The 26,898-nt window shown below is 40.2% G+C and carries 22 protein-coding genes; 14 read left to right on the top strand and 8 right to left on the bottom strand.

The window, feature by feature from the left end; translation table 11 throughout:
• Positions 1–15 precede the first annotated feature (15 nt).
• From gyrB to NG78_RS05055, 3 genes are all read left to right on the top strand, one after another.
• Positions 16–2,091 (top strand): DNA topoisomerase (ATP-hydrolyzing) subunit B, encoded by a 2,076-nt coding sequence (gene gyrB / locus NG78_RS05045; protein ID WP_004133899.1) that lies wholly within the window; start codon positions 16–18, stop codon positions 2,089–2,091.
• A gap of 72 nt (positions 2,092–2,163) precedes the next feature.
• Entirely contained in the window at positions 2,164–4,794 is a 2,631-nt protein-coding gene (gene gyrA, locus NG78_RS05050; protein ID WP_004133898.1) for a DNA gyrase subunit A, read from the top strand.
• Positions 4,795–4,962: 168 nt separating this feature from the next.
• Complete coding sequence (locus NG78_RS05055; RefSeq protein ID WP_004133896.1) at positions 4,963–5,577, top strand: DUF3566 domain-containing protein; 615 nt, start codon at positions 4,963–4,965, stop codon at positions 5,575–5,577.
• A gap of 125 nt (positions 5,578–5,702) precedes the next feature.
• Here NG78_RS05055 and mscL read toward each other — a convergent pair whose 3' ends face one another.
• A complete protein-coding gene (gene mscL, locus NG78_RS05060) occupies positions 5,703–6,113 on the bottom strand; it encodes a large conductance mechanosensitive channel protein MscL (RefSeq protein ID WP_004126541.1) in 411 nt (136 codons plus the stop codon).
• Complete coding sequence (locus NG78_RS05065; RefSeq protein ID WP_032837648.1) at positions 6,106–6,861, bottom strand: phosphatase PAP2 family protein; 756 nt, start codon at positions 6,859–6,861, stop codon at positions 6,106–6,108. Before NG78_RS05065 ends, mscL begins: the two co-directional genes overlap by 8 nt.
• Positions 6,862–7,012: 151 nt before the next feature.
• On the opposite strand from NG78_RS05065, the gene NG78_RS05070 reads away from it, so the two are divergent.
• The 7 genes from NG78_RS05070 to pknB are packed head-to-tail and all read left to right on the top strand — an operon-like array spanning position 7,013 to position 15,942.
• Positions 7,013–7,708, top strand: coding sequence for an FhaA domain-containing protein (locus tag NG78_RS05070; RefSeq protein WP_004126547.1), 696 nt, complete (start codon positions 7,013–7,015; stop codon positions 7,706–7,708).
• A gap of 39 nt (positions 7,709–7,747) precedes the next feature.
• Positions 7,748–8,281, top strand: a complete 534-nt coding sequence (locus NG78_RS05075) for an FHA domain-containing protein FhaB/FipA (RefSeq protein WP_004126550.1) — start codon at positions 7,748–7,750, stop codon at positions 8,279–8,281.
• Positions 8,282–8,285: 4 nt separating this feature from the next.
• Positions 8,286–10,013 carry a PP2C family protein-serine/threonine phosphatase gene (locus NG78_RS05080; protein ID WP_004133891.1) on the top strand — a complete coding sequence of 576 codons (1,728 nt, stop codon included), beginning with the start codon at positions 8,286–8,288 and terminating at the stop codon, positions 10,011–10,013.
• On the top strand, positions 10,010–11,509 hold the full coding sequence (locus NG78_RS05085; protein ID WP_004133887.1) for an FtsW/RodA/SpoVE family cell cycle protein: 1,500 nt from the start codon (positions 10,010–10,012) through the stop codon (positions 11,507–11,509). The genes NG78_RS05080 and NG78_RS05085 overlap by 4 nt, the downstream gene beginning before the upstream one ends.
• Positions 11,502–12,968, top strand: a complete 1,467-nt coding sequence (locus NG78_RS05090) for a peptidoglycan D,D-transpeptidase FtsI family protein (protein WP_004133885.1) — start codon at positions 11,502–11,504, stop codon at positions 12,966–12,968. The genes NG78_RS05085 and NG78_RS05090 overlap by 8 nt, the downstream gene beginning before the upstream one ends.
• On the top strand, positions 12,965–13,927 hold the full coding sequence (locus tag NG78_RS05095) for a serine/threonine-protein kinase (protein WP_004133883.1): 963 nt from the start codon (positions 12,965–12,967) through the stop codon (positions 13,925–13,927). The genes NG78_RS05090 and NG78_RS05095 overlap by 4 nt, the downstream gene beginning before the upstream one ends.
• On the top strand, positions 13,924–15,942 hold the full coding sequence (pknB, locus tag NG78_RS05100) for a Stk1 family PASTA domain-containing Ser/Thr kinase (RefSeq protein ID WP_004133881.1): 2,019 nt from the start codon (positions 13,924–13,926) through the stop codon (positions 15,940–15,942). Before NG78_RS05095 ends, pknB begins: the two co-directional genes overlap by 4 nt.
• Before the next feature lie 159 nt (positions 15,943–16,101).
• Here the strand turns inward: pknB and NG78_RS05105 are convergent, their stop codons facing one another.
• Together NG78_RS05105 and NG78_RS05110 are read right to left on the bottom strand one after the other, a co-directional pair.
• Positions 16,102–17,208, bottom strand: a complete 1,107-nt coding sequence (locus tag NG78_RS05105; protein WP_004133879.1) for a class E sortase — start codon at positions 17,206–17,208, stop codon at positions 16,102–16,104.
• Between the two features lie 43 nt (positions 17,209–17,251).
• Entirely contained in the window at positions 17,252–18,004 is a 753-nt protein-coding gene (locus tag NG78_RS05110; RefSeq protein WP_019260571.1) for a DUF881 domain-containing protein, read from the bottom strand.
• 77 nt (positions 18,005–18,081) lie between these two features.
• On the opposite strand from NG78_RS05110, the gene crgA reads away from it, so the two are divergent.
• Entirely contained in the window at positions 18,082–18,474 is a 393-nt protein-coding gene (crgA, locus tag NG78_RS05115) for a cell division protein CrgA (protein ID WP_004126581.1), read from the top strand.
• A gap of 71 nt (positions 18,475–18,545) precedes the next feature.
• Here crgA and NG78_RS05120 read toward each other — a convergent pair whose 3' ends face one another.
• Positions 18,546–19,859: a THUMP-like domain-containing protein gene (locus NG78_RS05120; RefSeq protein ID WP_004133877.1), complete on the bottom strand. Its 1,314-nt coding sequence runs from the start codon at positions 19,857–19,859 to the stop codon at positions 18,546–18,548.
• Positions 19,860–20,013: 154 nt separating this feature from the next.
• Between NG78_RS05120 and NG78_RS05125 the strand changes: the two genes are divergently transcribed.
• Positions 20,014–21,666 carry a PASTA domain-containing protein gene (locus NG78_RS05125; protein WP_004133876.1) on the top strand — a complete coding sequence of 551 codons (1,653 nt, stop codon included), beginning with the start codon at positions 20,014–20,016 and terminating at the stop codon, positions 21,664–21,666.
• A 236-nt stretch (positions 21,667–21,902) separates the two neighbouring features.
• On the opposite strand, the gene NG78_RS05130 is transcribed toward NG78_RS05125, so the two are convergent.
• Positions 21,903–22,613, bottom strand: a complete 711-nt coding sequence (locus NG78_RS05130) for a rhomboid family intramembrane serine protease (protein ID WP_004133875.1) — start codon at positions 22,611–22,613, stop codon at positions 21,903–21,905.
• 160 nt (positions 22,614–22,773) lie between these two features.
• On the opposite strand from NG78_RS05130, the gene NG78_RS05135 reads away from it, so the two are divergent.
• A complete protein-coding gene (locus tag NG78_RS05135) occupies positions 22,774–22,983 on the top strand; it encodes a hypothetical protein (RefSeq protein ID WP_004126589.1) in 210 nt (69 codons plus the stop codon).
• A gap of 201 nt (positions 22,984–23,184) precedes the next feature.
• Here the strand turns inward: NG78_RS05135 and NG78_RS05140 are convergent, their stop codons facing one another.
• Positions 23,185–25,668, bottom strand: coding sequence for a glycogen/starch/alpha-glucan phosphorylase (locus tag NG78_RS05140; protein WP_004133874.1), 2,484 nt, complete (start codon positions 25,666–25,668; stop codon positions 23,185–23,187).
• A 237-nt stretch (positions 25,669–25,905) separates the two neighbouring features.
• Here NG78_RS05140 and NG78_RS05145 point away from each other — a divergent pair, with 237 nt between their 5' ends.
• On the top strand, positions 25,906–26,334 hold the full coding sequence (locus NG78_RS05145; RefSeq protein WP_032837680.1) for a sterol carrier family protein: 429 nt from the start codon (positions 25,906–25,908) through the stop codon (positions 26,332–26,334).
• A gap of 110 nt (positions 26,335–26,444) precedes the next feature.
• Here the strand turns inward: NG78_RS05145 and NG78_RS05150 are convergent, their stop codons facing one another.
• Entirely contained in the window at positions 26,445–26,825 is a 381-nt protein-coding gene (locus NG78_RS05150) for a DUF3073 domain-containing protein (protein WP_004133872.1), read from the bottom strand.
• Between the last annotated feature and the right edge of the window lie 73 nt (positions 26,826–26,898).

Here is a 26,898-nt window from a genome sequence, read left to right as displayed (position 1 = left end):
GTGAAGGGACAAAAAGTGACAAACACGGAAGATAATTCGATGGATAATGCTGTCGAAGAGCATAAGCTTGACGATGCTCAACTTGATGATTCACTTGCTCCTGAACATTATGATGCAAGTGATCTTCGTGTTCTTGAAGGATTAGAGGCAGTTAGAATTAGGCCAGGTATGTACATTGGTTCTACTGGACCTCGTGGTTTGCATCATTTGGTTTATGAGATTGTTGATAATTCCGTTGATGAGGCGTTGGCAGGTTATGCTTCTCACATTGAAGTGACTATTTTGCCAGATAATGCTATTCGTGTTGTTGATGATGGTCGTGGTATTCCAGTCGATGAAGTACCAGGTGAAGGTGTTTCTGGTGTTGAAACAGTTATGACAAAGCTTCACGCTGGTGGTAAGTTTGGCGGCGGCGGCTACGCTGTTTCTGGTGGTCTTCACGGTGTTGGTATTTCTGTAGTAAATGCTCTTTCTACTCGTGTAGAAATTGAAGTTCGCCGTCAAGGATTCCATTGGACTCAAACTTATGTAGATCAGCATCCAACAGCACCATTGGCAAAGGGTAAGCCAATGGAAGATGGCGAATCTACTGGTACTTCTGTAACATTCTGGCCAGATGGAACAATTTTTGAAACCACTACTTATGATTTTGAAACTTTGCGATCTCGCTTCCAGCAGATGGCATTTCTTAATAAAGGTTTGAAAATTTCCTTAACTGATTTGCGTAAGCCTGATGAGGCAGGTGATGAGGTTGCAGGAGATGGTGAATCTACTGATGAAAATAAGAATCAAAGCGTAAGTTATCAGTATGAGCATGGTATTAAGGATTACGTTGATTATTTAGTTAAGTCTCGTAAAGCTGTTCCAGTTGAACCAGATGTTATTGATTTTGAGGCTGAAGATCTTGAAATTGGTATTTCTGCGGAAATTGCTATGCAGTGGACTGTTGCTTATTCTGAAGCTGTTCACACTTTTGCAAACACGATTTCCACTACTGAAGGTGGTACTCACGAAGAAGGATTCCGCGCTGCTTTAACAACTTTAATTAATCGTTATGCGCGTGAAAAGAATATCTTAAAAGAAAAAGATACTAATCTTTCTGGTGACGACGTTCGAGAAGGTTTAACTGCTGTTGTTTCTGTAAAACTTACAACTCCACAGTTTGAAGGTCAGACTAAAACAAAGCTTGGAAACTCTGAAGCTAAAACTTTTGTGCAGCGAGTTATGACAGAAAAGCTTGGTGACTGGCTAGATGCTCATCCAAGTGAAGCTAAGAATATTATTCAAAAAGCTGTTGAAGCTTCTCGTGCACGTTTGGCTGCTAAAAAAGCTCGTGAAAATACTAGACGTAAATCTATTTTTGAAACAGCTGGTATGCCAGATAAGCTGAAGGATTGCCAATCTAGTAATCCTGAAGAGTGCGAATTATTCATAGTCGAGGGTGATTCTGCAGGTGGTTCTGCAATTCAAGGTAGAGATCCTATTACGCAAGCAATTTTGCCTTTGCGCGGTAAGATTTTGAATACTGAGCGTGCGTCAATTGACAGAATGATGAAGTCTGAAACAATCGAATCATTAATTACTGCTGTTGGTGGTGGTTATGGTGAAGACTTCGATTTAAGCAAGGTTCGATATCACAAAGTTATTATTATGGCTGATGCTGATGTCGATGGTGCTCATATTGCAACTTTGAATTTGACTCTGTTCTTCCGCTACATGCGTCCTATGATTACAGCAGGATACGTTTATGTTGCTATGCCACCTTTGTACCGATTGAAGTGGAGCAAGGGAGCGCATGATTTTGTTTATACGGATGCTGAGCGAGACAGAGTTTTAGCAGAAGGTAAAGCTGCTGGTCGTCAACTTCCTAAAGGTGAAGGTATTCAGAGATACAAGGGCTTGGGTGAGATGAGTTATCAGGAATTGTGGGAAACCACTATGGATCCTGAGCATCGTATTTTGAAGCAGATTCATATTGAAGATGCTGCTCGAGCTGATGAAACCTTCTCAATGCTTATGGGTGATGAAGTAGAGCCACGTAGACTCTTCATTCAACGAAATGCTCATGATGCAAGGTTTATTGATGCTTAAAAGTTATTGATATATCTACAAAGATAGAAAAATAAAAACGTTAGTAACCTATAAGAATACAAAGGAATTGCAGTGGTAGACGAAATAAACGCCGCTAATAATAGCGAAGATCGAGATCAACTGCCAGATGGTTCAATGGAACCACAAAGCCCTCAGGAAGCCGATAATACTGATTATGGATTAATGAAGGGTGCTCGAGTTAAGCATATGGATTTGCAGCAGGAAATGCGCGAATCATATCTTGCTTATGCATTATCCGTTATTATTGAGCGAGCTTTACCAGATGTTCGAGATGGTTTAAAGCCTGTTCACCGTCGAGTTATTTATGCAATGTATGACGGTGGTTATAGGCCTGATCGCGGATATAACAAGTGCTCTCGTGTTGTTGGCGATGTTATGGGTAAGTATCACCCTCACGGTGATTCTGCTATCTATGACACTTTGGTGCGTATGGCTCAATCTTGGTCTATGCGCTACATGCTTGTTGATGGACAAGGTAACTTTGGTTCTCCTGGTGATGATCCTGCAGCAGCAATGCGTTATACGGAATGCCGTATGGCACCTTTGGCTATGGAAATGGTACGAGATATTGATAAAGATACCGTTGATTTCCTGCCAAATTATGATGGTAAAACTCAAGAGCCTACTGTTTTGCCAGCTCGTTTCCCGAATCTTTTAGTTAATGGTTCTGCTGGTATTGCTGTTGGTATGGCAACCAATATTCCACCTCATAATATGCGTGAAGTGGCTGATGGTGTGCACTGGGCATTGGAACATCCGGATGCAAGCAAAGAAGAGCTTCTTGAAGCTTTAATTCAGCGAATTAAAGGACCTGATTTCCCTACTGGCGCAACCATTTTAGGTCATAAGGGAATTGAGCAAGCGTACCGTACGGGCCGCGGCTTAATTACAATGCGCGCAGTAGTTAATACTGAGGAAATTAAGGGACGTATGTGCTTGGTTGTAACTGAGCTTCCATACCAAGTTAATCCTGATCGCTTAGCTGCTTCTATTAGGGAGGCTGTGCGCGACGGCAAGATTCAAGGCATTGCAGATATGCGCGATGAAACGTCTGGTCGTACAGGTCAGCGTTTGGTTCTTGTTCTTAAGCGTGATGCTGTTCCAAAAGTTGTTTTGAACAACTTGTATAAGCATTCACAATTGCAGCAGACTTTCGGCGCAAACATGCTTGCTCTGGTTGATGGTGTTCCTAGAACTTTGAGTTTGGATGCGTTTATTCGTCATTGGGTAAGTCACCAGCTTGAAGTTATTGATAGGCGTACACGTTACTTAAAGCGTGAAGCTGAAGAGCGTGATCATATTTTGCAAGGATACTTAAAAGCTTTGGATATGATCGATGAAGTTGTTGCTTTAATTAGATCATCTAAAGATGTTGAAACAGCTCGTACTGGTTTGATGAATTTGCTTGATGTTGATGAAGTTCAAGCAGATGCAATTCTTGCAATGCAACTTCGTAGACTCGCAGCTTTGGAACGTCAGAAGATTCTTGACGAGCATGAAGATTTGATGCTTAAGATTGCTGATTACAACGATATTTTGGCAAGTCCAGAACGTCAGCGCAAGATTGTTGGTGACGAGCTTGATGAAATTGTTGCAAAATATGGTGATGATCGCAGAACTAAGATTCTTCCATTCTCTGGTGAAATGAATGTTGAAGATCTTATTGCTGAAGAAAATGTTGTTGTAACAGTAACTCGCGCAGGTTATATTAAGCGAACTAAAGCAGATGAGTATCGTGCTCAACACCGCGGTGGTAAAGGTATTAAGGGTGCAAAGCTTCGTGAAGATGATGTAGTAGATCATTTCTTCTTAACATCTACACACAACTGGTTGCTCTTCTTTACTAATCGTGGTCGAGTTTACCGTCTGAAAGCTTACGAACTTCCAGAAGGATCTCGCGATTCTAAAGGTCAGCATGTTGCTAATTTGCTTCAGTTTACTCCTGGAGAAACAATTCAAACAGTTTTGTCAATTCAAAACTACGAAGTGGCAAAGTACTTGGTTTTGGCAACTCGTTCTGGAAAAGTTAAGAAAACTGCTTTGCAAGAATATGATTCTCCTCGTCAAGGTGGTTTGATTGCTGTTCGACTAATGGCAAACGAAGAAACTGGTGAACCTGTTGATGAGCTGATTGGTGCAGCTTTGTGCAACCCAGAAGATGACATTATTCTTGTTTCTAAGCTTGGTATGAGTTTGAAGTTTAGAGCTGATGATGAGCAACTTCGACCAATGGGACGCCAAACTGCAGGTGTTCAGGGCATGAGATTCCGTGAAGGTGATGAACTTCTGGATATGGATGTTGTTGCCGCTGAAACAAGTAAAGATCTTCTTGTTGTTACTAACGAAGGTTTTGCTAAGAGGACTGCTATTGAAGAGTATCGTTTGCAAGGCAGAAACGGTTACGGCGTTAAGGCAGTACAGCTTGCAGAAGGACGCGGTTCTTTGGTTGGTGCATTGATTGTTGAAGAAACTGACCAAGTAATGGCAATTATGAAGTCCGGTAAGGTAATTCGTTCCGACGTTAACGAAGTTAAGCGTACAGGACGAACTACGCAAGGTGTAACTCTTGCTAAGCCAGACAAGGGTGATGAAATTATTTCTATTGCTCGTAATGAAGAAACAGATGATGAGGAAAATCAAGTAGAAGAAGTTGAAACAACTTCATCGAACGAGGAAGCTTAAAATCTTATTTACGAAAAGTAGTAAATAATAAAATTTCTTTGCTAAAAACTTAATTATCAATAACTTATGAGAGTGCCAACTGAGCGGATATAGTCCGTTTTGATTGGTACTCTCATTAGTATAATTAGTCTAATTATAAGAAAAGTAATAAGAGAAGGAAAACTTAAGATGAGCGAAGATTTTGAGCCATCGCAAAATCCAACGAATATTAATGAAGAATCTTCTTATACGATTAGAGAAGACAATAATTCTAATGAAGAGTTTGGTGATTCTTCTTTAGGAAGGGTTGTTAGAAAATCACAGTTTACGTTGGGTGGATCTAATAGTAGTTCATCTTCTTCGCGTAGAACTATTGGTGGTATGGCATCATCAACATCTTCAGCAAGTCAATTACATTCTTCTAAAGCAGGTCATACTCCTAGAGCTCGTCGTATGAGCCTTTCTTTGGTTCGTGTTGACGCATGGTCAGTTGCAAAAGTTACATTTCTTCTAAGCGTTGCAGGCGGTATTATTCAAGTTATTGCCGCAGGTTTAGTTTGGTTGTTCCTGAACATGATTGGTGTTTTTGATCAGGTAACGCAGATTGTTTCATCAACAGGTTTGGATAGTAATGGTTTTAATCTTGCCGACGTATTTTCTCTTCCAACAGTATTGAGCGCAGTTACTATATTCTCTATTGTTGAAATTGTTATTATTACAATACTGTCCGCAATAATTGCTCTACTTTATAACGTAGTTGGCTCATTGGTCGGCGGAATACACGTTACTTTAGGTGACGACTAATAAGCGAAAACGTATAGGTAACAGCCTATTAATAGGATTTTATTTTTAATAGAAATTCCCGCTAATTGTTTCTAACTAGCGGGAATTTTAATATTTTCTAAATACTTTTTTAATTAGCAAGAATATTATTTTCTAGCTAATTCATCGCGAATATCTTGCAAGAGTTGAATAGTTTTTTCTTCGCGCTCTTTACGTTTTTCTTCTTCAGTTTTTTCATGTTCTATTTGCAATAAATCTGCACCAATTTCACGCAATTTATTAATAGGTAAAACAATGCAGAAATAAACTGCTGTAGCAACAATAAGGAAATTTAATAATGCGCCAATTACTGCGCCAAAAGAAATTGTTGCACCGTTCATAGTAATAGTTAGAACGCCATTAAGTTCTGGCTTTCCGCAAATCATTGCAATAAGAGGATTAATAATATGATTTACTATTGTTGTTACTACTGCAGTTACTGCACTACCCATAACAACACCGACAGCCATATCAATAACGCTGCCGCGTAAAATAAACTTCTTAAAACCTTTAAGCATTAGTGTTTTCGCTTTCTGAAGAAAAATCTTCCACTAATTTTTTAGCAGAGTAATTTTTGTTATCTTTATTGTTTTTTCTATTATCTACATACAGGTTGTGTCTCTGACATGAGCGCAATACTGTAACAGAAAGAAGAGGATACATGATTGCTGCAGTTAATACGTCTGTAGGGAAGTGAGCTGCAACAATAAGTCGCGAAATAGCGACGATAACAACTAGTATTGCGCTAAAAAGCAATCCAACTTTAACAAGAGAAGGCTTAGTTACATAAATAATTAGCATTATCATTGCACAGACTGCGACTGCTGCAGAAGTGTGTCCACTAGGAAAACTTGGATCAGAAGGTAGTTTAATATTCAAACCAATGTATGGTCTTGGTCTGTGTACAGCAAATTTAACTGCAAAAATGTAAATCATAGGAAGCAGAGAAATAAGAAGCTGAGTAATTGTAAGTTTTAAGCTTTTACTAACAAACAATGAAATTATTGCAAGCAATAATAGTATTGCCAAGCAGCCTTTAGTGGAAAAAACAATCGCAATTATTTTTGAAAAGCTCAGTAGCGAAGAAGGAACACTATTGTGAAAATAAGCTACAATAGTTGCTTCATAATTTCTTTCTTTACTACTAATAAGTAGTGCTTTACCTAAGCAAGGTACAATAATCGCGAGTATTAAAGTAAAAATAGTAGCGAAATTGCGAGTAATTACCGACAATCTGCTGTGATTGTTATTATTTTTTTGCGTCATAATTGCTAAGAGTACACTTACCATGATGTAAATGCACGTTGAAAATAGTCAAGTAGCATTAAAAATAATAAAATATTAGAAAAAAGTGTGTGAAATTTGAGTACCGTACCCGGTGACGAGTACTATGGTGAACAGATAGAAAGGGTTTACCATGAGCGTTTTTGACCGATTTGAGAAGAGCGTGGAAGGTGCAGTGAACGGCGTCTTCGCAAAATTCGGCTCCAAAGATTTACAGCCAGTTGATTTTTCTAGTGCTTTGGAACGTGAAATTGATGCTGAAGCTATGCCTATTGGCCGAGATCATACTGTTGCTCCAAATGAATATCGTTTTAAGCTAAGTACTCCTGATTTTGATCATATTGAACAATGGGGCAGTGAAGCTTTAGCTAATGAGCTTGCTGACAATCTTACGCAATATGCTAAAAGTCAACATTATGCTTTTGTAGGACCAGTAGTTGTTATTTTTGAAGAAGACTTGGAATTAACTAAGGGTAATTTCCATTTGACTTCTGAATCAGTTCAAGGAAATGCTGTTCCTGTTACTACCGACGACCAGCAGCAGAATCATCCAATGCTTGAGATTAATGGCAATCAGTATTTGCTTACTAAAGATTGCACAATTTTAGGACGAGGTTCCGGTTGCGATATTGTAATTGATGATCCTGGTATTTCTCGACATCATCTTAGTATCGACGTCACTCCTGATGGTGTTATTGCTCGAGACCTTGGTTCAACAAACGGTACTTATGTAGAAGGTCATCAAGTGCCAGCTGCAACCTTGGTAGATGGAAACACTATTACTATTGGGCGTACGCGTATTCTCTACTGGGCATCGTCTCAAGAGTAGGAGAAAAAGTATTTTCCGAATGAGGAGACGATAACGCGTATGATATTCACTGAATTAACGTTTGCAATATTCAAGTATGGCTTTTTAGTCTTACTTTGGGTTTTTGTGTTATGCGCTATTCGTTCGCTTCGTAGGGATATTGAGGTTTTTAGTCCTAAAAAATCGCATTTTTGGAATAAAAAATCTCGACGCGCATCTCATGACGTAAATTCTTCTAAGCCTGTACAGCGACAAGCATCACCTGTAATGGTTAACTCGTCTTCAAAAAATTCTGATGTTAATCCTACTTTGCTAGTTGTTATTGATGGGCCTTTGGCAGGATCATCTTTCCCATTAAATGCTGCTGGAGTAACTCTTGGTAGAGCTGCATCTAATACGGTAGTTTTGAATGATGAATTTGTTTCTTCACATCATGCTCGCGTGTATTTTAATCAAAAAGTTCACGCATGGGTGCTTGAAGATCTAGGCAGTACTAATGGGACTATGATTGGTCATTCTCGCGTTAGTGAACCAGTTATATTAGCTCCGCGCACTTCGGTTAGAATAGGCGCAACCATGTTTGAATTGAGGTGATAATATGACGCAAATCAATTCAAATAATGAGGAAGAATCCAATACAGAAAAAACTGGCCAAATTGAAAAATTAGCAGACGATAATAATCAGAATGTTAATAAATCAGCGTATGTAGAATCAGTTGAAAAAATATTATTTATGTATTCTACTGCTGTTAGTGATGTTGGCACAGTTAGAAGCAACAATCAGGATTCTGCGTTTGCTGGAGAGCATTTAGCAGCTATTTGCGATGGTATGGGTGGTCATGCTGGGGGAGATACAGCGTCTACTATTGCCATTCGTTCGCTTGCGCATATTGAGCAAGATTCCAGGCCGTACGATATAAAAGCTGTGTCTTCAATGATGGAAACGTCGATTATGGCAGCTCATGACGCGATTGTTGGAAAAGCTAAGCGCGAGCGACGTCTTGCTGGAATGGGAACAACTGTTACTGCAGTAACTCTCGTATGCGGATATTGGGTTTTGGCACATTTAGGTGATTCAAGAGCATACTTGCTTCGTGACAATCATCTTATGAGAATGACTACAGATCACAGCTATGTTCAGCATCTTATTGATACTGGGCATATTACTCCCGAAGAGGCTAGGAATCATCCTCAAAGAAATGTTGTTATGCGCGTATTGGGAGATTTTGATATAGATCCGCGTCCTGATATTGCTTTACGAAAAGCTCATCCTTCAGACAGATGGTTACTTTGTTCAGACGGATTGTGCGGAGTTTTAGAAGATTCCACTATTCAAGATGTTATGAGCACTATTTCTAATCAAGAAGAATGTGCTCAAAAACTTGTAGCTATGGCTCTTCGAGCAGGAAGCACAGATAATGTTACTGCTGTTGTTGCGGATGCGACTCTTGCTCTCGATGCGGACGCGTTTGATTTGCCTCATCAAACTCCATTGATTGGTGGAGCTGCAAGCCAAGATCTTGAATCTATTGCAGATATTGTTAATAAAGCAGTATCGTCCTCGCCGGCACTGAGAGAAGATAAAAATTCTCCAGCGCAACGTGCTGCAGCTTTAGTTCAAAACAATGCGGATGAGTCAGATGCTGTTAATCCTTCCGTATTAATGACTAGAATTGTTCAGCCTTCACATATTCGCGAAGAATCAGAAGATTTACACACTCCTGATACGAATGAAATTCCTATTGTAACTAAGAAAAACGGCAAAATATCTACCGATCCGCACGATCCGGATGTTGCGCGCGCGGTTAAATATGAGAAAGATGAAGCTCATAAAGCTTATTCGTTGCGTCGTAGATGGACTCGCATAGGTATTATTCTAGGAATTTTGCTTGGATTGTTGATTATTGCTGGTGCTGGTTATGGAGTTTATTCGTGGACTCAAACGCAGTATTACATTAGTCAGAACAATGATCGCGTTGTTATTTATCAAGGTGTTCCAACAAATATTTTCGGAATTGCGTTATCTCACGAAGTTGAATCAACCGATATTCCTGTAAAAAATCTTGATAAATCATGGCAGGATCAATTGCGTGAAGGTATTAGTTTTGGAAGTTTAGCTGAAGCTCGCGGTCATGCTTCTTTAATTCGTAGAGAAATGTTCCAGCGTGCGAAAGAAAAATTAAATGCTAAGCGTCAGAAAAAAATAGTTTCTTCAAATGATAGTAAAAGCAGCAAAGATAGTAAAAGCGGCAAAGAAAGCGTAGATAGTAAGGAAAATAAGGATAATAAAGACAATAATGCGCAGCAAGGGGGTAAATCCTCATGAATTTGGTTGCTACGCGTATTAGACAGATAGCGTTATTGCTTTTTGCAATTTTTGTTTCAGCAATTGCATTTTTGCAAATGTTCTTTCGTATAGACAGTTGCATATCGGCTAATTATGTTGCAATGCTAACAATTGTTATGCTGTTATTCTTAGTATTTTGGGGTGTACTTCTTGTTAAGCAGCCTTATGCAAGCCAAGCAATTTTGCCGTGTATTATGCTTCTTACAGCAATAGGAACAGTTCTTATTGCAAGAATCGATAGACAAAATAATACTGATATTGCTATTAAACAGTTAGTGTGGGTGTGTGTAGCGCTTATATTATCTATTATTTTTGTTATTGTGCTGCAAGATTATCGCATATTAAGGCGTTTTTCTTACGTAAATATGGTAATCGGCTTAGTTTTGCTTCTTTCTCCTATGATTCCAGGATTAGGCAAAGAAATTGGCGGCGCAAGAATTTGGATTGGTTTTGGAAATCACACTGTTCAACCTGGAGAATTTGCTAAGCTTTTCCTAGCTTTCTTCTTTGCAGCATACTTGTTTAATCATCGCGACAGGCTTGCTGTAGGAGGGAAAAAAGTTCTTGGAGTGCATTTGCCAAGATTGCAAGATATGGGTCCTATTGCGTTAGTTTGGGCTGCATCAATGGGTGTATTAGTTGTGCAGCACGATCTTGGCACTTCTCTTATGTTCTTCGCAATGTTCGTGTCAATGCTTTATGTTTCCACAGGTCGCAAAGGTTGGCTGGTTGTTGGATCTATTGCATTCACATTAGGCTGCTTAGTTGCAGTAAAGTTATTCGCACATGTGCAGTATCGTGTGGATGCTTGGCTTCACCCGTTTGATAATGCTGTGTATAACAGGTTCCCTGGAGGTTCGGCTCAGATTGTATCTGGATTATTTGGTCTTGCAGCCGGAGGAACTACAGGAACAGGTTTAGGTCAGGGTCATCCTTCCTTAACACCGCTGGCTAATTCTGATTTTATTTATGCTTCTATTGGTGAAGAACTTGGTCTTACCGGACTTCTTGCAGTATTAGTTTTGTATTTAATTATTATTACTTCCGGAATGATTACCGCAATGAAAATTAAAGATGGCTTCGGTAAATTATTAGCATCCGGTCTTGTTTTTACTATGGCATTCCAAGTATTTACTGTTGTTGGTGGTATTACTTTGGTTATACCTTTAACAGGTTTAACCTTGCCATATATGGCTGCCGGCGGATCTTCATTAGTGGCAAATTATTTGCTTGCAGCATTGCTTATTGTTATTTCTAACTCTGCGAATAAACCTGAATCAGCTCCAGTTTCCGACGCCTTCCAGTATGAGGCTTTGGCAGCGTTGCGTGAGCGAGAATTGCAGGAGAGAATTCGTAGTAAATCTGAAAATAATGATCTTGGTGAAAGTAATTTAATTAATAGTCAGGAAGAAGCGAATAGTATGAATAGCCAAACCCTTGTTTCTTCGCAGGAACGAGGTGAGACAAATGAATAAAAGCTTAAAAGAATTATTCATTGCTGTACTAGTATTGTTCGTTATACTTGGTATTTCAAGTACTATTATTACCTCTATTAATGCTAATGCTTTAAATGCTGATCCTAGAAATCGTAGAGCCTTATATCATGAGTTTGGATCTCCTAGAGGGGCAATTCTTACTTCGGATGGAATTGTTATTGCTAAATCAGATCCCTCTAAAGATGCATTCGTGTATCAGCGCAAATATTCTAACGGTCCTGTATATTCTCCAATTACTGGCTACTTTTCTATTAGTCAGCGTGCAGATAGAGGTATTGAGGCTTCTAGGAATAGTTTATTAAGCGGCGAATCTGACGCATTATTCTGGCAGCGGTTCAAATCTTTGTTTACTGGAGTTACAAACCGCGGAGCTTCTATTGAAACATCAATTGACTCAAAACTGCAGAATCTTGCCTATAATCTTCTAAAAGACAAAGACGCAGCTCTTGTTGCAATTGAACCAAAAACTGGCAGGATTCGTGCAATGGTTAGCACACCAAGTTATGATCCGAATATTCTTGCCATGCACAATATTGGTGCTGTAAATAAGTCTTACGAACAAATAACATCAGATGTTTGGAATCCAATGTTAAATCGTACGATTTCTGAGCTTTACGCACCTGGTTCTACATTTAAAACTATTGTTGCTGCTACAGCACTAGAAACTGGAAAATATCAGCCAGATACGCTAATACCTGCTGGTGCGAAATACACTCTTCCTGGAACAAGTGTTGCTTTAACTAATGTTGTTTCTCAAGCAAACGGCACTGACGGAAAAATTTCGTTTGAAGACGCGTTAGCTTATTCTTCAAATACTGCATTCGCTCAGTTGGGCAATTCTTTGGGTTCAGATGCGATTGTAAAACAGGCAAAAAAGTTTGGCTTCTTTGATTCTCTTTCTATAGATGGATCTGATTCTACAGGTTTCCCAATGAGATCCGTAAGCTCAACATTTTCAATTAAACCAACTCCAGACAGATTAGCTTTGGAATCTATTGGACAGGGTGACGCAAAAGTTACGCCTTTGCAAAATGCTATGATTGCAGCAGCTATAGCAAATAACGGTACGCTTATGAAACCTACGCTTGTAGATTGTGTGCGTTCAAGTGACTTGTCTGTGTTGTCGCAAACGAAGCCAACAATTATGAATCAAGCCATGAGCAGCGATAGTGCTGCAAAACTATCCGCTATGATGCAAGCTGTAGTAATAAAAGAAAATCCAAATCTTGCATTACCAAATATGCATGTTGCTGCAAAAACAGGTACTGCACAGATTGGAGTTAATAATCAGTCTGCAAATGGGTGGGTTATTGGATTTGCTCCGGCAGAAGATCCTAAAATAGCTATAGCGGTAATTGTTCACAATACTAATGTTCTGGGCAGTTACGCAGCAGGACCAATTATGCGACAAGTGATGAAGGAGGCGCTTACACAATGAAACTTGTTGAAGGACAGTTAGTTCATCATCGTTATCGACTGGATCGCCGCCTTGCGCAAGGCGGTATGGGAGAAGTCTGGAAAGGCTTTGATATTCAACTTGGGCGAATTGTTGCTATTAAAGCGCTGCGTACAGATACTGCGAATGTAGAAGCAAAGTTGCGTAGGCTTCGTGCGGAAGCCCATAATTCTGCAAATCTTGCGCACCCGAATATTGCAGCACTATTTGACTATTATGAGCATGATGGCATTGGCTTCTTAATTATGGAATACGTGCCAAGTAAGTCGTTAGCAGACTTGTATCATAAAGAAAAAGCTATTGATCCAACCAGACTGTTGCCTATTCTTATTCAAACAGCACGAGGACTTTTTGTAGCTCACTCGCATGGTGTTATTCACCGTGATGTAAAACCTGCAAATATTATGGTTTCTGAAACAGGAAACGTAAAAATTACCGACTTTGGTGTTTCTTATTCAAGCGATCAGGAGCAGATTACTCAGGACGGTATGGTAGTTGGCACAGCACAATACATTTCTCCTGAACAAGCACAAGGCGAACAAGCAACAGCACAATCCGATATTTATTCGCTAGGAGTTGTTGCTTACGAAGGATTATGTGGGCATAGGCCGTTTACTGGAGCTACTCCGGTAGATATTGCCGCGGCTCATGTTAATGATCCTGTTCCGCCATTGCCTGAAAATATTGATCTGCAATTAAGACAGTTTATTATGTCGATGCTTGCAAAAGATCCAAAAGATCGGCCAAAAGATGCGCTTGTTGTGTCAAAAGTTTTATCTCGTATTGAACGTAGGCTGCTTGATCAAGAAACAGCTTTTAACAATACAACAGGATTTATTTCTACAGATTCTCGACAAACGCGATGTATTAAGAGTATGCCGCAGAATCAAGTCAATATTATTAACATTTTGAATACCAATAATCGCAAGGAGCAGCAATGAATACCACAATGCCCACCTCATTAGCGAATGGTCGATATGAATTAGGAGAACTTATTGGCCGCGGCGGCATGGCAGAAGTGCGTGTTGCGGTAGATAAGCGTCTAGGTCGTACTGTTGCTGTGAAAATCATGCGTTCTGATTTAGCGAACGATGAAATCTTCCTTTCGCGATTTCGCAGGGAAGCGCACGCAATTGCGCAAATGAACAACCCTAATATTGTTAATATTTATGATTCTGGTGAGGAATCTGTTACTGCTGACAACGGCCTGGAAGAACGTCTTCCTTACCTAGTAATGGAGTATATTAAAGGCAAAACGCTGCGCGATATCCTTAAGATGAATGGTGCTTTAAGTCAGCGTGACGCTGAGCAAGTTATGCTTGGTGTGCTTAATGCTTTGGAATATTCTCACAGAATGGGAATTATTCACCGCGATATTAAGCCTGGAAATATTATGATTTCCGAGCAGGGCATGGTGAAGGTGATGGACTTCGGCATTGCTCGTGCTCTTGACGATTCTGCAACAACTATGACGCAGTCTCAAGGCGTTGTGGGAACTGCACAATATTTGTCTCCAGAGCAGGCTCGCGGAGAGCAAGTAGACATGCGCTCTGACTTGTATTCTGCAGGATGCGTACTTTATGAAATGCTTACTGGTCGTCCACCATTTATTGGTGATTCCGCTGTAGCCATTGCATACCAGCATGTTTCTGAAGTTGCAACTCCTTTAAGCACTCTTGTGCCTGGAATGCCTTCTATGTGGGATAAAATTTGCGCTAAAGCAATGGCAAAAGACCGTCAGAACCGTTATGCTACAGCTTCGGAATTTAAGAACGATATTCTAGCGTTCATGAACGGCGGAGTTCCTGTTGCAGCAGCTTTTAATCCGCTTACTGATTTAGCGAATATGAAAGCTCGCAAACAAGCTGAGCAAACAGCTGCAACAATGGCTATTAATGCTACTGATGGTGCTGCAACGCAATCGTTTAACCCTATTACAGGTCAGGTTGAGCAATCAAATATTGCATTTGCTCCAAGCACTCGTGCAGCTCAACGCGCTCAATCTCAAGCTAAGCGTCGTAAGCGTGCTGTAATCGGCTCTATTATTGGTGCTGTTGTTGCAATCGTTGTTCTAGCAGGCGTTTTGTTTATGCTGGGTCATAATCGAATGTCTGGTAATGTTGTTGTTCCAACATTTATGGAAACAACCACTCAGGATGCGGCTAGAGAAAAGCTTAGAGCATTAGGATTAGTCCCAGATATTCGCGAAGACGATCATTCTTCCCAGCCTGAAGGCACGTTTACAAAGCAGTCTCCGCGTGGTGGCGAGCATGTTGCGTCTGGCACTAAAGTTACGGTTTGGTTCTCTGTAGGACCTCAATCAACACGTGTTCCAGATGTGAGTGGTAAATCGCAGGAAGCAGCTCGTAAGATACTCGAACGTGCTGGTTTTAAGATTGCTAATGTTCGGGTAGAAGATAGTGCTGATGTGAAGAAAGATCATGTAACTCGTACTGATCCAGATGCTGATTCCTTCGCAGATAAAGGTACTTTGATTACGCTTTATATTGCTTCTGGTTTAACTAAGATTCCTGATGGTCTTGTTGGTCAGAGCAAGGATATTGTGATTAGTCAGCTGCAAAATCTTGGTTTTACTGCGGATGTTGTAAAGGAAGATTCAGATAGTGTACCTGAAGATTCCGTAACCAGATTAAACCCTAATTCCGGATCTTCTGTTAAGCCTCATAGCTCGATCACAGTCTATGTGTCACAAGGTTCGACAAAGGTAGAAGTGCCGCATATTGATCTTGGTACTATTACGTTTAAGCAGGCTAAGAAAATACTTGAGGCAAAGGGCTTAAGAGTAGTTTCTGATTCTATTTCTAATAAAGATGACGACGTAGTGATCAGCATGTCTGAAGATGCTGGAACTAAGGTAGATAAAGGTTCTGCAATCACTTTGATTACTAGACCAGGGCTTAGTTCTTCTTCAGATACTGATACTCAAGGTAAGTGATATTAGATACTAGAAAATATTTTAGAATCGAATAAAAATAAGGGCGATAACTTTTTAAGTATCGCCCTTATTTGTACATATTTATTTTTTATTAGACTTTATTCGAGTATGTCCTAAATCTAATTAAATATTTCAATTAAATATTTAATTAGATTTATTTCAGATAGTTGTTGTGTAATTAGACATCTGCTGAAGGAATGGAACCGTTGCAGCTGCCCAAGGGAATACCCATTGGAATAGAGCTAATATGATGAAGAAATGAATTAGTATTGCAAGAATCCAACGAATTGCTGTAATGCCTGGTTGTATTAAGAGGATTCCGCCAAAAATGCTTGCATCTGGCCTTTTCCTTCTTCCTACGCGAATTTCGCGAAGTGCCGGCCACTGCCAAGCAATAGCGCCAGCCGCAAAAATAGCAATATAAAGCACTGCAATAACAAGCATTACTGGAACAAGTGAAGAAAGATGAGAAACAAGAGACTGCTGCTCGTTGTTAATAAACTTTACCTTTCCTTGCTCATCAATTGTGGAAAGCTCTTTTGGAATACCATCGCTAATGTTTGCCCAATAAGCTAACTTAGCGTAGCTAATCCAGCGATGTGTTGCAGTAGTATACTTAGGCTCGCATGTAGTTAGAGTAAGCATACGTTTTGTTGGCTTTTCGTTAGGATGATCAGGGTTTGGAGCGATTACTTCACCGTGATCTGGCGTAACAATCTTATAAGAAGTGTACTTATATACGAACCAGTAATCTTTAGTCCTAACAACAATAGCATCGCCAGGTTTAAGCAAATCAACATCACCCAAAGGCTGTCCGTAGCCATTACGGTGTCCAGCTACTGCAAAATTACCGATTTCTCCAGGCATTTGAGTTTCTGAATAGTGTCCTAAGCCACGTTTGCTCAAAATATCTGGTGTTGTTCCTTCAATAATATTGCGCTCCCACTGGTTTCCGAAGCGAGGAACATAAAGTCGAGCTATTAAAACGTCACCTTTTGGTTTGCTAACTTTTGGCGGCTCGCCATTTTGAGGTAAAGCAATCTTTGTTTTGTCACCTGTTTTAGGATTCTTCCAAGATATTTCTTTACGTGCTTCTACCTGATTGTGCTCTGCTTGAGCTCCGGTCCACCACATTTGCCATGCAATGTATAGTGCACAGATAATTGCAAAAGCGATTAAAACTTCGCCAATAACTCCGGCAATTTGCCAGCAGAAGTTAGAGCCTTTGCTCTTCGTATCATTTTCCTGCGTGTAAGCAGACTGCATAATACGTTACTCCTTTATTGATGTGAGGGTCTTGCGACACAAATCATTTATTTAGTTCTTTAAGCACGGATGCGTACCTTAATGGTTGTAACAAAGCAGATGCTTCTGGGAATTTCAAATTCTCCTTCTTCTCTACTTTCCATCCTAATCCAAATGAACTTACGTATTCCTTGTAGGTGCGTATGGCTGGTGAATTATTAAGCGCATCAACCATATCGTCTACTGGGCCAATAGCAGATATTTTATACGGTGGCGAGTACTGATGACCTTGAAGTATAACCACGTTCCCAATGCAAATTACTGCAGAATTGAACAAAACGCGCTGATCTTGTATGGTCATAGCTTCTGCTCCACCTTGCCAAAGCGCGTTTACAACGGATTCAATATCTTGCTGGTGAATAACATAATCGTTAATATTTACAGAAGTTCCAGAACCGTTTACTGCTCCCTTCCACAGTGAAGAGTCGTTGAGAGTTACTACTATTCCAGGTCCTTCAAGCTTAGGAAGAACAGTGCTACTGCCAGTATCTGAAGAATCTTTATTCTCATTACTGCTTACGAGAGTTTTGTTGAGCAAACTAATTCTGGAATCTAAATCTTTAATATCTTCTCGCAAAGATTTTGTTCGCTGCGAGTTTCTTTCAACCATTTGACTCGTGTTGGAAGTGACGAAAGCAGTGCGGTTGACTCGTAGGTTAGTAACAAATAAATATCCTGTAAGAAAGATGGCAACGGCAACAGCAACACTACTTAACAACGAGCGTTGAGCTCTATGTTTTCCTGTTCTTTTTACCATAATTTGCTCTCATTCTTCCTACGTTCGAGTGTAACCACTATTATAGCGTGTAGCCGATTGATTGGAGAGTTACAGTTATGGCTGATGAGAAATTGCACACGACTGCAGCTGACGACGCTGCAAAGAAGAGCGATACGTCAAATGAGAATACTTATGGCGTTCCTATGGATGAAGTTGAAGCAGTGTTGAATGCTACTGCAGATAAAGCATCGCTTTCTCCACAAATTCAGAAGATGATGCAGCGTCAAGCAGAAAATAGGCGACGCGTTGAAGAAAGCATTAAAGGTGCGAAGGCTAATGCAGCATGGTTCGTGCCACTGTTCTGCGCGTTGATGGTTATTGGCTTAGTGTGGGCTGTTGTGTATTACTTGAACCCTATGCTGCCAATCCCAGGAATTGGAGCATGGAATCTACTTATTGCCTTCGGATTTGTTGTAGTTGGTTTCTTAATGACCATGTGGTGGCGTTAATACAATTACGACTAATTTAAAACGATTCTATTAAAGTAGCTGCGCGTTTTGTGCGGCTACTTTAATTATTTTTATTCTGCAATTGCGCGAATAATTACGTGATCTTTATTGCTGTCAGTTGTTGCAATAAGTCTAATATTTCCGCCATCTTGAATTTTAAGGCGTTTTTTCAAAGTTTCTGCAGACATTGGAAAGTTTCTAGTAACAATATTTGCATGTGTAATATCTGCAAGCGCTTTCTTTATTTCCTTCTTGTTAAGGCTGCAAATATTCTCAATTTTCCATATTTTTCCCGGAAAATTAGCATAATGTTTTTCTGCAACACCAATATGACTATTTGGTTCTATTTGCTTAATGCCATATTTTTCTTCTAAAAACTTTAAACATCCCGCTTTCATAATTGCAGCATTTGGCTCATAAACGTACCGAGCCCATTCTCGCCATTTTTGTACGTCTAAAGTTTTGTTTTCCTTACTTTTACCATCCAATCCAGAAAGTATTGAAACCTGATTTTTTGAAGTATCGTAAGCGGCTTCTATAACAGTTAACTGATTGTCGTTTACGCAATATATTGGCAGTTTTGTGTGCTGAGATTTGCTTAATACTATTAGTAGCTCTTTACATTCATTATGATGAGCAACAATATGCACTTGCGAAACGTTACCGCCAAAATCGCTTACCGTTTTATGCCAGTCAAGCATTGGAGAAAGTTTAATAATAACAATTTGTGCTTTTTTAAGAAGTTGGTCCTTAATAGATAGCACGTTTGGTGTGCAGTCTTCAATAGCGTAAGTTCTAGAACCTTGATTATTGCGACGTGCAGGGTCAATGTATATCATTGTTGCGCTAGAAATCTGATTAAGCGCCTCAAGACTATTGTTGTTATAACACGTAACTTTAGAAAGACCGAGCGCTCGCATATTGTGTTGAGAAATAGCGGAAAGATCACTTTGTTGTTCAATGCATATTGCAGAGTCAAAAACCTCAGCCATTATTGCGCAATCAACACCAAATCCACCTGTAAGATCAACAAGAGTGTTCGAAGTGTTTTCTTCATTCATCTCACTAAGTAATTTTTGTGCAATATTAGCCTTATATTGCGCTGTGGCTTGCGAAGAGCATTGCTCCATAGATATATGTGCCGGATATATAATCTCTTCGCAGGACGCCCATTTTGGCAGTTTTTGTTGTGCTATTTGTTTGCCTGCGATTTGATTTACTGCAAAAGGAACATCAATTCCCGCGTTACGTGGTGCTTTAAGAGCTGCATTATTTGGATTTGATTTCGCATTTTCTTTAATAAACGCAAGCGTTTGAGGCGTTGCGCAAGGAATTTCATAAGGTGCATGTAACTCAGAAAGCATAATCTTATTCTTACGTAACATATGGATGTGTTTGCATACTAAACGTAAAGTTTTAAGCGAATAAGCGCTTGTTCTTCAGATTAATAATAATTAAAATAAATTTTAGAGAAATAGCGTAGCTGAGAAGATTTTTACTTAATTTGCGCTAAATGGTTAAACAGTTGAAGAAGGAACAATGCGATTTTGTATCGAATGTGGTAGTCAACTTTCTGAAAATAGTAGGTTTTGCAATAGCTGTGGAACTCCTGTTGAAGAAGACAAATTAGAAAATCAATTTGTTCAACCTAATAATTTTAAAAAACCTAATAAAAAAGTAATTGCTTGTAGCATTTCTAGTTTTGTTATCGTAGCTCTTGTTGCTGTTGGAATTTTCTATTATTCGTATTCGCAGAAAAATGTTATTTCTTCTTTGAGTGGAGGAAATGCTCAACAAATCATTGAAAAAATATCGTCATCAGGAGCTGCTGTAAAAGTAGTTAAAAAATTCTCCGCAAAAAAGAAAGGTGAAGTTTTTTCTATTAAAGGAGTTAAAAAAGGCGAAAAAATATCACCTTCTTCGAGAATAACAGTGTATGAATCGTTGGGGCCTGGAGTTCCGGATGATATTACTAAATTGAAGCCGGAAGATGCTGTGCGCGAATTAAAAAAGATGAACGTACCAGTAAAAGTGCATACTGCAACTGCTATTAATCCGGGTACGGTAATTGGAACTACGCCTCAGCCTGGAAGTTCAATTAATGAATCTGCTGATCGTACTATTCATGTTTTAGTTGGTACTGAAGGCAAAGGTGTTCCAGCTGATTTGTACGGCATGGATTTTGCCAAGGCTGAGGATTTATTGAAGAGTCGAGGATTCAAAGATGTTAAAACGAAAGAACGACTTTCTTCTCGTAATAATATGTATAAAATAGTTGATTCGGATCCTGCGTTGGGAACTGAAACTACTAGTGATTCCATTACTCTTTATTACGGTGTTGGCGCAGGACAATCTTTGTTTACTGAATCTTCAGATACTTACGACAACCATATTTTGATGGACGCTATGAAACTAGATAGTTTTGTTGGTTTATGGTGCACAAATTCTGGAGATTGTCTCGATTTTCGTTTAGAGCCGTTTAATCCACAAGATCCTGATTATAAGATTTTGAATTTACATGGGTCGCATGAAAAAGATTATATTAACATGCGAAAGGCTGATAATGTGAGCACTTATACAGGTCTGAATTTAAACAATGAATTGCATATGTGTCATGCTAATCAGAATGTTGTTGGGTGCAGTGTTAATTACCCTCCTCGCGAAGAAAATTATATGAGGAATCATCTTATTTATGGAGATACAGGAGTTGTAGAACTGTATCGTGGAGGTTTTGAAACATTCTGTGGTAATTCTGAATTTGACGATATTACCGGTGATAAATGCGTGAACGGTAAGCTTTATAAAACTGGTGATTACGGTTATGACTATCTCGATACTCTTAATAAAGATCCTGGTATAAATCACGGTTTAAGTTTTAGAATGGCTGATTTTTATCTTCTTGTTCCTGTAGGAGCTGATTTAATCAAATTAGAAAAAGACGGATACTTCCAAGGAGTAGGAAAAAATAAGCCGAATATGGATAGACCGTTTATTCTGCGTAGAGATCCTAAGTTATATAAGAAAACTGAAGAACCTATTAAGCCTGCTAAAACTATAGATTCTTTCCTAAATCCATTTATTCCATCATATAAAACTAAGCCTGTGAAGTTTGCGCCTGCGCCTGATGACGATAACGCATACTACTTGGTTGAACAGCCTTTTAATTGGAATAAACTGCCAGAAAAACAGTAGAGTAGATTGTTTTTCTAGTTACGTTTCTGTGCTTTTCTAAGCTTAATTCACATAGATTCGTAATTGTGGATAACTTTTATACACTTTTGCACAAGCGCAAAAAAGGGCGAGTTATTAGCGTTTGTGAATAAATATGTGGATAACTTGAGTAGTTGTTAGCATCTTATGCCCAACTTATACCCAAGTTATCCACAGTTCTGTACACAATGGTGGAAAACTACATGCGTGTAATTTAACTAAGCTAATCCTTGTAGGCAGAATACTGCGCACGCAACAAGAATAATAAAAATCGAAATAAAATACGTTAAGAAACGCGTATTAAACGAAGCTTTTCTAAGCAGAGGATTTTGTACGCCTAACAATGCTGCAAGTGCTGTACCAATAATTAAACCTCCAACATGCGCCTGCCAAGCTATATTTGGAATAATAATTGGCATAGCGAGAGTAATCGCAATCCAAATAATTGTTCCTCGCATGTTTTCACCTAATCGCCACTGAGCTACTAAAAGCGCGCCAATAAGACCCATAATTGCGCCCGAAGCACCATAAGAGGCGGACAGCCAATTGTTAATTATTCTGCACCAAATAATATCTGCAACGCATCCTCCAAGACCAGATATTAAATAAAGTCCAAAGAATTTCCATTTGCCAAAATAACGCTCAAGTTCTGCGCCGAGTGACCAAAGGCACAACATATTGAAGAAAATATGCGTGATGTTTGGCGCATGAACAAACATTGACGTAAACCAAGTCCATGGAGTATTCAACGCAGTAACCGGCACGAAAGCAGTATATTCTATAAAAGTAATGTAGGTTTCTTTAGTTACGAAGTATAAAAATATTTCTATTAGCCAAGTAACAATGCAAGCGTATATGAGAATTGCAGTAACAGTATTGCTGCGAAAACGTATTCTATTCCATAAATTTTTTATATCCAAATTATGCATATCTTTATGATATAGGTTTTACTTCACAAATTTAATCAATAACATTGCCTAAAAAGATGCAACTCTGAAGAAAAGCAACTATGATAGTGAGTAAGCGACAAAACGCTATGTAAATCGTTGACTTGGACGAGCAGGTCAGCTTAACCCGAAAGGAGCCATCATGGAGAACAGATCCTCTGGCGGTTGGAAGTTCTTTGCACTGCTCTTCGGAGCACTGCTCGCAGGAATTGCTGCATTGTATGTTTACAAGCAGCATAATCCTGATTATGACCCTTGGGAGGAGCCGTGGGAGAACAGCTCTTCACCAATTGATCTGGGGCTAGAAAAAGAAGAGACTGAAGGTAAAGACGCTCCTGCTGTTGAAGAATAAAACAGCAGTGTTACGTTAAAATACTTCAAATAAAGGCGACTGTGTTAACGCGCAGCCGCCTTTATTGTTTTGTTTATTTACTTGTTTATTTACTTACTTACTTGTGATTAATTTCGATTTAAATTACTAGAAACAAAAAGCGGAAGCTGATTAACAGCCTCCGCCTTTTGTTATTAAGCGATTAAAACGCTATTTTTATGCTCACTCGGCAACTGGAAGAGCACCAGTGTGCCAAATGCGATCGAGATAATCTTCGATAGAGCGGTCAGAAGAGAAGTAACCAGAGTTGGCTACGTTCAAAACTGCCATGCGAGCCCACTTCATTGGATCGCGGTAAGTTTCCTCAATCTGAGCCTGAATATCCATGTAAGAGCTGAAGTCAGCCATTGCCATGAAGTAATCGTGGGTAAGCCAATCGTTGACGAGTGGCTCGTACACGCTCTTGTCGCCATTGGAGAAGGTGCCGTCAGCAACCATGTCAACAGCGGTCTTCAAGCGAGGATCAGACTCGTAGTACTTACGGGATCCGCCGTGATCGTAGCCTTCAGCGTAGAGCTTATCAACTTCGTCAACGGTCATGCCGAAGAGGAAGAAGTTCTCAGCGCCAACGCGCTCGCGAATCTCAACGTTTGCACCATCGAGAGTACCAACAGTCAAAGCACCGTTCAAAGCAAACTTCATGTTACCAGTGCCGGAAGCTTCCTTACCAGCCTGAGAAATCTGCTCATCCAAATCGGTGGCAGGAATCAAGTTCATTGCCAACTCGATGTTGTAGTTTGGTGGGAAGAACACAGCGAGCTTGCCCTTGCATGCTGGGTCGTTGTTCACCACGCGAGCAACATTGTTAATGAGCTGAATGGTGAGCTTTGCCATAGCATAGCCTGGAGCAGACTTAGCGCCGAAGAACACGGTGCGTGGAAGCATCTTGTCAACGTCGATTGTGCCGTTCTTAATTCCAGCGTATGTGGAGATAACCTGGAGGATCTTCATGGACTGGCGCTTGTACTCGTGCAAACGCTTAACAATGGTGTTAAACATAGTGTCTGGGTTGATTTCGAAGCCATACTTCTGCTTTGCGAAATCAACGAAGGCAAGCTTGTTCTGCTTCTTAACTTCAGCAAACTTCTTAACGAATGCCTTGTCGTCAGCCAATGGCTTCAAACCTTCAAGAAGCTCCAAATCACCCTGCCATGCGTCGGTGCCCAAGCCCTCAGTAATAAGAGCAGACATGCGTGGGTTGCTTAAGCGCACGAAGCGACGAGGAGTTACGCCGTTAGTAACGTTCTTGAACTTATCTGGGTAAACGCTGGAGAAGTCCTTCAAAGTGACATCCTTCAACAACTCAGAGTGAAGCTCAGCAACACCGTTAACGTAAGAGCCGCCGTAGGTAGCCAAGTAAGCCATGCGAACTACAGCACCTTCGCCATTTTCGTCAGCGTCGGTAGCGATACGCATACGCTCAACCTGATCCTCAGCAACGCCCTTACCGCGAAGCTCGTTGCGGAACTGCTCGCTAATGCCCTGAATAATCTCAAGGTGGCGTGGCAAAAGTTCGCCAATAAGCTTTGCTGGCCAAACTTCCAAAGCTTCTGGAAGCAAGGTGTGGCAAGTGTAGTTGAAGGTCTTGGTGGTGATACCCCAAGCGGTGTTCCAATCGTAGCCGTACTCGTCCATAAGAACGCGCATAAGCTCTGGAATACCAATAACTGGGTGAGTATCGTTCAACTGGAAGTTGATCTTGCTTGGGAAGGTGGTGAGATCCGGCTTATCCTGACCTGGATAGAACACGCGGATAGCGTCATGGATAGAAGCAGCAACAAAGAAGTACTGCTGCTCAAGACGCAAAGCCTTGCCCTGTGGAGTGGAATCTTCTGGATAAAGAATCTTGGAGATATTTTCTGCTTCAACCTGTGGCTTAACAGCGTCCAAGTACTCGGACTTGTTAAAGGTGAGCAAATCGAATTCGTTGTAAGACTTAGCAGTCCACAAGCGAAGAGTGTTTACGCGACCAGAATTGTAGCCTGGAACCATGTAGTCAACTGGTACTGCACGAACAGACCAAGCTGGCTTCCAAACACGCTTGCCGTTTTCTTCAACAACTTCGCCGCCAAAGTTGACGCGCTGATCACGACCGTAATCAATGTGACCCCATGGCTCTTCGTTGCTAAGCCAGTAATCAGGTGTTTCAACCTGCTTACCTTCTTCATCAAAGCGCTGCTTGAAAATACCGTAACGATACTGAATGCCGTAGCCGAATGCTGGAACGCCAATAGAGGCGAGAGAATCAATGAAGCAGGCTGCGAGACGACCTAAACCGCCGTTACCCAAACCTGGTTCATACTCAGCATCGATAACGGCCTTTGGATCGAAGCCAAGCTTCGTAACAGCTTTTTCGAACTGGTCGGTAAGTCCAGCGTTCAACAAAGCATTCTCAAGCTGCTTGCCCATCAAGAACTCTGCGCTTAAATAGCCTACAGCTTTTGTATTGCCATTAACCATGTCATGCTGTGTCTGCATCCAAGAGTCCATCAAGTGACGACGAACTGCAGTTGCAGCGGCAACATACACATCTGCCGTAGTGGCCTGCTCTGGCGTTACACCCTGGGTGTACTTGAGGTGCTCTTGAAGTTCTTTGGCAAATGCCGTCGCAGTAGTTTTGGCTTTCGGCGCGACGTGTTTAGTCATATTTGACTCCTTGTGCCGTTTGTTATATTTCCTAAAAAGTGTGCAGCCTTAAACTTTATGCTTAGGCAGTTAAACCAATACCACGTTGTAGATAACTGTTGTAGATAACTACAAAAGGTACGTTAATGCACACGATGTTCCTAATAGTACCACAACCTAACACCTTTAAATATTGATATATAACTTCTTAATACAAATGTATTTATGAAAGTATGTTGTTTAGAAGATAATAAAAATATGGTAGTAATACTTGAGCGAGATATAAAAAGAGGACAATGTGCTTGGAAAGCATGGTGTATGTCTGCTAATAAAGCGCTTAATAATGGCGAAGAGGCTATGCAAATAAGTAGCGATATTTTAGATATTTCTCCAACTGACGAAGCTTTAGCAGTTAGATATTCTTTATATCTTCTTGAAAACAAAGTTCCTGGTTGTGCAGTAGAAGTAAGAGTGGCGCCTTTTGGTGCGGTAAAAATTTTGGAAGGACCAGCTTCTGACCCGCATAATCTTACTCCGCCGGATGTTATTGAGCTCGATCCGCAAGTTTGGTTAAGAATTTCGTGCGGTATTACAAGTTGGCAGCAAGAAAAACAGTGCGGAAACATAAGCGCAATCGGCGAGCGTGATGATTTAAGTAATATTTTGCCGCTTAATATAAATTTATAAAGCCTATTTATAGTGCTTATTTACAAATATCCTGGGCCTTCATTTTTTAGACCCAGGATATTTAGTTAAAAAATAATTATTAGCAACCTAATTATTAGTAATTTTAAAATTTATTTATCGTGCTTATGCATGAAACTCGGCACTGGCATAGGAATGTGATGGTGCACAGGAGTGTGCGTGCCAGAATTTGTAGCAGAATTTTCATTATTTACAGCCTTAGCTGCAGCTTCTGCCGCCCACTTTGCATATTCGTCTAAATCGTCATCGTTGGAAGACTCATTAGAATCATCTTCTTGAACAGTTGCTTCCTGATCTGGAAGATACGAGTTTTCCTCGTAAGTTTCGCTCGACGCAAATGGATCGAAGGATCCTTGTCCGGGTTCGCTGGAGTTAAGCTCCTTAGCAAGCTCGTCATAATCCGTATCGGTCGTCAGGTATTTGAGCTTACGGGCAATTTTCTGTTGCTTTGCCTTCTGTCGTCCGCGGCCCATCTGACCCCCTCTTAAAAAATTACCGTAACAATCAGTTCATCACACAAGAGCGTACCACTTAACCGCAACCGAG

Source organism: Gardnerella greenwoodii 00703Dmash, from assembly GCF_000263635.1.
GTDB classification, from domain to species: domain Bacteria; phylum Actinomycetota; class Actinomycetes; order Actinomycetales; family Bifidobacteriaceae; genus Bifidobacterium; species Bifidobacterium greenwoodii.
This window is presented reverse-complemented; position numbering and strand designations above follow the sequence as displayed.